The following is a 7,045-nucleotide window of genomic DNA, read 5'->3' as shown; positions in this document are numbered from 1 at the left end:
CGCGACGACTCCCGGCCGTCCTACCGTCGTGACGACGACCGCGGTGACCGTGGCGGCTTCCGTCGTGACGACCGTCGTGACGACAATCGCGGTGGCGGTTACGGCCGTCGGGACGACCGCCGTGACGACCGTCCCACCCACCGTCGCGACGACGACCGCGGTGACCGCGGTGGTTTCCGTCGTGACGACCGTCGTGACGACAACCGTGGTGGCGGTTACGGCCGTCGGGACGACCGTCGTGAGGGCGAGCGCTCCTCGCGTCCGTCGTTCCAGCGGGACGACCGTGGCCCGCGCCGTGACGACCGCGGTGGGCGGCCCGGTGGCTTCCGTGGGCGGGACGGCCGGGGCGACGACCGCCGTGGTGGCGGCCGGTTCCGTGACGAGCGGGACCGCGACCGGGACCGTCACCACGACCGGGAGCCGATCAAGCGGCTGCCGATCCCGGACGACGTCACCGGCGAGGAGATCGACAAGGACGTCCGGCAGGAGCTTCAGAGCCTGCCCAAGACGCTCGCCGAGGACGTCGCCCGCAACCTGGTGATGGTCGCGCGGCTCATCGACGAGGACCCCGAGGGCGCCTACGGCTACTCCAAGGTGGCCCTGCGCCTGGCGTCCCGCGTGGCCGCCGTACGCGAGGCCGGCGGTTTCGCGGCGTACGCGAACCAGAAGTACAGCGAGGCCCTCGCGGAGTTCCGCGCCGCCCGCCGGATGACCGGCAGCGTGGAGCTGTGGCCGGTGATGGCCGACTGCGAGCGCGGGCTCGGCAGGCCGGAGAAGGCGCTCGACATGGCCGGCGCCCCCGAGGTGCACAAGCTGGACAAGGCCGGTCAGGTCGAGATGCGGCTCGTCGCGGCCGGTGCCCGGCGTGACATGGGTCAGCTGGACGCGGCCATCGTGACCCTGCAGAGCCCCGAGCTGGCCTCCAACTCCGTCCAGCCGTGGACCGCGCGGCTGCGCTACGCCTACGCCGACGCCCTGCTCGCGGCCGGCCGGGAGAGCGAGGCGCGGGAGTGGTTCGCGAAGGCCGTCGAGGCCGACCGGGACGGCAGCACCGACGCCTCCGACCGGCTTGCCGAGCTGGACGGCGTGGAGTTCGTGGACGCCTTGGACGAGAGCGAGGGTGACTCCGCCGGTGCCGACGAGCTGGACGGCGACGCCGACCACGAGCGCGACGCCGAGGGTGACGCGGACAAGGACTGACGCGGATCGGTGAGCGAAGGGGGCGGGTTCCCGACGGAACCCGCCCCCTTTCGCGTGCCCGAACTCCCGTATGCCCGGGAGGTCTCCCGAAGGCTCAGATCTCCAGCGCCCGCAGCACCAGCCCCGATGCCGGCTTCGGCCCGAACGACGTCGACTTGCGCGGCATCATGACGCCTTGGCGGGCCAGGTCGCGCACGACCTCCTCGTGCACCGGGTGCATCAGCACGGCCGTACCGCCGTCGCGTTCCGCCTTTTCCACGGTCGCGGCCGTGTCGTGGATGTAGGCGATGTGCGCGGGGGAGTCCTCGGGGATGTGCCAGACGTGTTCCAGCAGGGCGGCGTGCAGGACCGTGGCGTCCAGGGAGCGCCAGGCGGCCGGGCGGTCGGCCGGGACAGTGCGGGCCAGCAGCGCGGGGTCGGGGCGGTCGAGCAGGTGGAAGTCGCCGTCGCCGGCCAGCAGGAAGGCGTTGCCCGCGCAGGACGCGTCCGCCAGCGCCGCCAGGGCCTGGGCCAGCGGTACCCGGAGGTGCCGTACCCGGAACAGGCCCTCCACCGCGGCCAGCGCGTCCGCCACCGGCAGGCCGTGCAGCAGCCGGTGGATGGCGCGCACGCGCAGCGGGTAGCGGGCCGTGTCGACCAGCAGGACCAGGCCGTAGTCCCACGGGCCGGGCGCGGGCTGCTCGGCCCGCAGGCGCAGATAGGTGGCCCAGCGGTGGTGGCCGTCGGCGATCAGGGCCTGGTGGTGGGCCAGGCCGGACTGGATGCGGGCCACGTCGGCGGCGTCGGTGATCGCCCACAGACGGTGCCGGAAGCCGTCCTCGGTGGTCGTGGCCAGCAGCGGCGGCTTCTCCGCGGTGCGCTCCACGACCTCGGCGGCCGTGCCGTCGCCGCGGTAGCTCAGCAGCAGTGGTTCCAGGTTGGCGCGGGTGGCGCGCATCAGGGCGGCGCGCTCGGCGACCAGCGGTGCCATGACGTCCTCGTGCGGCAGCACCACGCCCTCGGTCGGATCGGAGACCCGCAGCGTGCCGATGACCCCGCGCTGGAGCATGCCGTCGCCGTCGCTCTGCTCGTAGATGTACAGGGCGGGTTCCGGGTCCGCGGCGAGGATGCCCTCGGCCAGCCAGCCGCGCAGCGTGTCGGCGGCCTGCTCGGTGCGTTCGCTGGGTGTGTGGGCCTCGGGAAGGATCAGCCGGACGATGTTGTGGGGGTCCGCCGACTGGAGATGGTGCACCCCGTCGGGCCGCACCACGACGTCGTACGGCGGGGAGGTGACGGAGGCCAGGCTGCCGACCCGGTCGGGGTCGTATCGAAGGCCGCGGAACGGGGTGAGTTCCAGGCCCCGGCGCGCCATTGCTTCCGAGTGACCTGCAGTGTCCATCCCGGCATCGTATGTCAGCGGCATGCGGGATGATCGGGGTAATCGAGCGAGCGAGGAGCGATGCGGATATGAGCCAGGGCGTCAGGACCGGGCCCGAGGAGAGCGGACGGCCGCTGAGCGAGGCGTACGACACGGCGCTGCTCGATCTCGACGGGGTGGTGTACGCGGGCGGGAACGCGATCGCGCACGCCGTCGGCTCCTTGGAGCGGGCCCGCGCGGGCGGGATGCATCTGGCGTACGTCACCAACAACGCGCTGCGGACGCCCCAGGCGGTCGCCGAGCACCTGACCGAGCTGGGCATACCGGCGGGCGCCGAGGACATCGTCACCTCGGCGCAGGCGGTGGCGCGGCTGATCGCGGAGCAGGTGCCGGCCGGGGCGCGGGTGCTGGTGATCGGCGGTGAGGGCCTGCGGGCGGCGCTGCGCGAGCGTGGCCTCGTGCCGGTGGAGTCGGCGGACGACGACCCGGCGGCGGTCGTGCAGGGGTACGGAGGGCCCGAGCTGACCTGGGGCCGGTTCGCGGAGGCGTCGTACGCGGTGGCCCGCGGGGTGCCGTGGTTCGCGTCGAACACCGATCTGACGATCCCCAGCGGCCGCGGACTCGCGCCGGGCAACGGGGCGGCGGTGGAGGTCGTCCGGATCGCGACGGGCAGGGAGCCGCAGGTGGCGGGCAAGCCGCTGCCGCCCATGCACCGGGAGACGATCCTCCGGACCGGCGCGCGGCGGCCGCTGGTGGTCGGGGACCGGCTGGACACCGACATCGAGGGCGCGTTCAACGGCGGGGTGGACTCGCTGCTGGTGCTGACCGGGGTCACCGACGGCGCCCGGCTGCTGGCCGCGACGCCGGAGCACCGGCCGACGTACGTGGACGCGGATCTGCGGGGGCTGCTCACCGGGCAGCCGGAAATCACCCGAGGGGGTGAAGGTTTCCGGTGCGGCGGGTGGACGGCGTCGGCCGGGGCGGACCGGCTGGAGCTGGGCGGCGAGGGCGAGGCACTGGACGGGCTGCGCGCGCTGTGCGCGGCGGCGTGGACGGCGGCCGGGGAGGGCTCCTGCGAGCTGGACGGGGGGAAGGCGCTGGCGCGGCTCGGACTCTGAGCCGCCTTCACATCGGCGGCGGGCGGTTTCTCGCGGCGTTCCGCTCCCGGGGATCTCGACCGCAAGCGAGGGTAGGCTAACCTAACCTTGTGTTGGTCGACAGTCCTCCGGAACCGCGCGCGGCGAACGCCCCCGCGCCCCCGAACCGTCGGGTGGCACGGCCCCTTGGGCTGCTGCTCTCCGTCGCGCTCCTGGCGCTGGTCGCCCTGGCGAGCATCGCCGTCGGGGCCAAGGCGCTTTCCCCGGACCAGGTCTGGCACGGCCTGTTCCACGGCTCGGGGACGTACGGCGACGTCGTCGTGGACGAGCGGCTCGCGCGCACCCTGCTCGGGCTGCTGTCCGGCGCCGCGCTCGGCCTGTCCGGCGCGGTGCTCCAGGCGCTCACCCGCAATCCGCTGGCCGACCCCGGGCTGCTCGGCATCAACGCCGGCGCCTCGGCGGCCGTCGTCACCGCCATCTCCTTCTTCGGCGTCACCAGCCTGAGGGGCTATGTGTGGTTCGCCTTCCTCGGCGCCGCGGCCGTGGGCGCGCTGGTGTGGTTCCTCGGCGGCAGCCGGGGCGCCACCCCGGTCCGTCTCGCCCTCGCCGGTACGGCGATCAGCGCGGCCCTGTACGGCTACCTCCAGGCCGTGATGATCATGGACGACGCGGCGCTGGGCCGGATGCGTTTCTGGACGGTGGGCTCGCTGGCCTCGGCGTCCGACTCGACCACCGTGCAGGTGCTGCCCTTCCTCACGGCGGGCAGCCTGCTCGCGCTCGCGCTGGCCCGGCCGCTGAACGCCGTGACGATGGGCGACGACACCGCCCGCGCCCTCGGCGCCCACCTCGACCGCACCCGCGCCCTGGCCATGCTCGCCGCCACCGTGCTGTGCGGCGCCGCGACCGCCGCCTGCGGCCCCATCGTCTTCGTCGGCCTGATGGTCCCGCACGCGGTGCGCTCCTTCACCGGTCCCGACCTGCGCTGGATCCTGCCGTACGCCGCCGTCCTGGCGCCGGTGCTGCTGCTCGGCGCCGACGTCATCGGCCGTGTCGTGGCGCGCCCGGCGGAGCTTCAGGTCGGCATCGTCACCGCGGTCATCGGCGGCCCGGTCTTCGTCTTCCTGGTACGACGGCGGAGGGCGGCCCAGCTGTGAGGACACGTCCCAGGAGCCGTGCCGTACGCGTCCCGGGCGGGCTGTCGCTGCGTCTGGAGCCGCGTGCGCTGATCGTCGTCGCCCTGCTGCTGGCCGCCGCGCTCGCCGCCGGCGTCGCGCTGATCGGCACGGGCGACGCCAGGATCCCCGCGGCCGACGTGCTGAAGACGCTCGCCGGGAACGGCGACGCCTACCAGGACTTCATCGTCCGCGAACTGCGCCTGCCCCGGGTCCTCGTCGGGCTGCTGGCCGGCGCCTCGCTCGGGCTCGGCGGCGCGCTGTTCCAGTCCGTCTCCCGCAATCCGCTGGGCAGTCCGGACGTGCTCGGCCTGTCCCAGGGGGCGACGGCGGGCGCGCTGGTGGTGATCGTGCTGATGTCCGGCAGCGCCGCCGAGGTCACCCTGGGCGCGCTGATCGGCGGCCTGGCCACCGGGCTCGCCGTCTATCTGCTCGCCTGGAAGCAGGGCGTGCACGGGTACCGGCTCGTCCTGGTCGGCATCGGGGTCTGCGCGGTCGTCACCGCCGTCAACGGCTATCTGCTCACCAAGGCGGACCTCGTCGACGCGGCCCGCGCGGTCGTGTGGATGACCGGCTCGCTCGACGGCCGTGACTGGGACCAGGTGTGGCCGCTGCTCGGGCTCTGCGCCGTCCTGGTCCCGCTGGTCCTCGCCCACGGCCGGGGCCTGCGGATGCTGGAGATGGGCGACGACACCGCGGGCGCCCTCGGCGTGCCGGCGCAGCGCGTGCGGCTGGTGCTGATGGTCAGCGCCGTGCTGCTCACCGCGGCCGCCACCGCCGCCGCCGGACCGGTCGGCTTCGTCGCCCTCACCGCGCCCCAGCTCGCCCGCCGCCTCACCCGCTCACCCGGCCCCAACCTGGTGGCCTCCCTGTGCATGGGCGCCGCCCTGCTGGTCACCGCCGACTGGGCCGCGCAGCGGGTCTTCGGCGCGGGACGGCTGCCCGTCGGCGTGGTCACCGGCGTCCTCGGCGGCGGCTATCTGCTGTGGCTGCTGGTCACCGAGCGCCGGGCGGGCCGGATATGAGCGCCGTCGGCACCAACCCCCTAGGAGCACTGTGAACCGCCTGTCCGCCGAGCACGTCACCCTCGCCTACGACCGGCGCGTCATCGCCGAGCAGCTGTCGGTCCAGATCCCCGACCACTCCTTCACCGTGATCGTCGGCCCCAACGCGTGCGGCAAGTCGACGCTGCTGCGGGCGCTGTCCCGGATGCTGAAGCCCAGCCGGGGCAAGGTCCTCCTGGACGGGCAGGCCATCCAGTCGCTGCCGGCCAAGCAGGTCGCCCGTACCCTCGGCCTGCTCCCGCAGTCCGCCGTCGCGCCCGAGGGCATCACCGTCGCCGACCTGGTCGGCCGGGGCCGCTATCCGCACCAGGGCCTGCTGCGCCAGTGGTCGGCCGAGGACGAGCGGGTCGTCCAGGAGGCCATGCGGCGGACCGGGGTCGCCGAGCTGGCCGAGCGGTACGTGGACGAACTCTCCGGCGGACAGCGGCAGCGGGTGTGGATCGCGATGGCGCTCGCCCAGCAGACCCCGCTGCTGCTCCTGGACGAGCCCACCACCTACCTCGACATCCAGCACCAGATCGACGTCCTCGACCTCTGCGCCGAACTGCACGAGACCCAGGGCCGCACCCTCGTCGCCGTCCTGCACGACCTCAACCACGCGGCCCGCTACGCCACCCACCTCATCGCCCTGCGCGGCGGCGAGGTGATCGCCGAGGGCGCGCCCGACGACATCGTCACGGCCGAGCTGGTGGAGCGGGTGTTCGGGCTGAAGTGCCAGGTCATCGAGGACCCGGAGACGGGCACCCCGCTGGTGGTGCCGGCCGCTCGCACGGCGCGTGCTCAGCGGGTCACAGCAGCTTCCTGAGCCGGAACAGATCCAGCAGGCTCGCCTCCAGGCGCACCCGGCCCCTGCCCCAGGCGGTCGCGAAGTGCAGCCCGCCGTCCACCAGGGCCAGCAGATCGTCACCGGCCATCGCCAGCCGGATCTGCGCCCGCTCGCGCGGGGGTCCGGGCAGGGTGTCGAGCACGTCCAGGCGCCCCCCGGTCATCCGCCCGGCGAAGGTGACGTCCAGGTCGGTGATGTGGCAGCTCACCGAGCGTTCGAGCGCGGCGGCGGCGCGCACGTCACCCTCGGCGGCCCCCATGCTGTCCGAAAGCCTGCGCAGCGCGGCGCGGCACTCCTCGATCGTGGCCATCGCCACCGACGGTACCCCG

General features: G+C 74.1%; 7 protein-coding genes. 5 read left to right on the top strand and 2 right to left on the bottom strand.

The genetic code is table 11. From position 1 onward, the window contains the following. The first annotated feature begins 432 nt into the window (after window positions 1–432). Entirely contained in the window at window positions 433–1,200 is a 768-nt protein-coding gene (locus ACWDD7_RS26220) for a hypothetical protein (protein WP_450459170.1), read from the top strand. Window positions 1,201–1,294: 94 nt separating this feature from the next. Here the strand turns inward: ACWDD7_RS26220 and ACWDD7_RS26215 are convergent, their stop codons facing one another. After that, a complete protein-coding gene (locus ACWDD7_RS26215) occupies window positions 1,295–2,578 on the bottom strand; it encodes a DUF1015 family protein (RefSeq protein WP_392219316.1) in 1,284 nt (427 codons plus the stop codon). A gap of 68 nt (window positions 2,579–2,646) precedes the next feature. Between ACWDD7_RS26215 and ACWDD7_RS26210 the strand changes: the two genes are divergently transcribed. From ACWDD7_RS26210 to ACWDD7_RS26195, 4 genes are all read left to right on the top strand, one after another. After that, window positions 2,647–3,675 (top strand): HAD-IIA family hydrolase, encoded by a 1,029-nt coding sequence (locus ACWDD7_RS26210; protein ID WP_450459164.1) that lies wholly within the window; start codon window positions 2,647–2,649, stop codon window positions 3,673–3,675. Between the two features lie 89 nt (window positions 3,676–3,764). Next, window positions 3,765–4,808: a FecCD family ABC transporter permease gene (locus ACWDD7_RS26205; RefSeq protein WP_351879868.1), complete on the top strand. Its 1,044-nt coding sequence runs from the start codon at window positions 3,765–3,767 to the stop codon at window positions 4,806–4,808. Next, window positions 4,805–5,851, top strand: a complete 1,047-nt coding sequence (locus tag ACWDD7_RS26200) for a FecCD family ABC transporter permease (protein ID WP_450459163.1) — start codon at window positions 4,805–4,807, stop codon at window positions 5,849–5,851. The genes ACWDD7_RS26205 and ACWDD7_RS26200 overlap by 4 nt, the downstream gene beginning before the upstream one ends. Before the next feature lie 31 nt (window positions 5,852–5,882). Beyond that, window positions 5,883–6,695 (top strand): ABC transporter ATP-binding protein, encoded by an 813-nt coding sequence (locus ACWDD7_RS26195; RefSeq protein ID WP_450459161.1) that lies wholly within the window; start codon window positions 5,883–5,885, stop codon window positions 6,693–6,695. Here ACWDD7_RS26195 and ACWDD7_RS26190 read toward each other — a convergent pair. Beyond that, window positions 6,679–7,026: a sterol-binding protein gene (locus ACWDD7_RS26190; RefSeq protein WP_351879859.1), complete on the bottom strand. Its 348-nt coding sequence runs from the start codon at window positions 7,024–7,026 to the stop codon at window positions 6,679–6,681. The two genes, ACWDD7_RS26195 and ACWDD7_RS26190, sit on opposite strands and share 17 nt — an antisense overlap. Between the last annotated feature and the right edge of the window lie 19 nt (window positions 7,027–7,045).

Source organism: Streptomyces sp. NPDC001056 (assembly GCF_053598955.1).
This window is presented reverse-complemented; position numbering and strand designations above follow the sequence as displayed.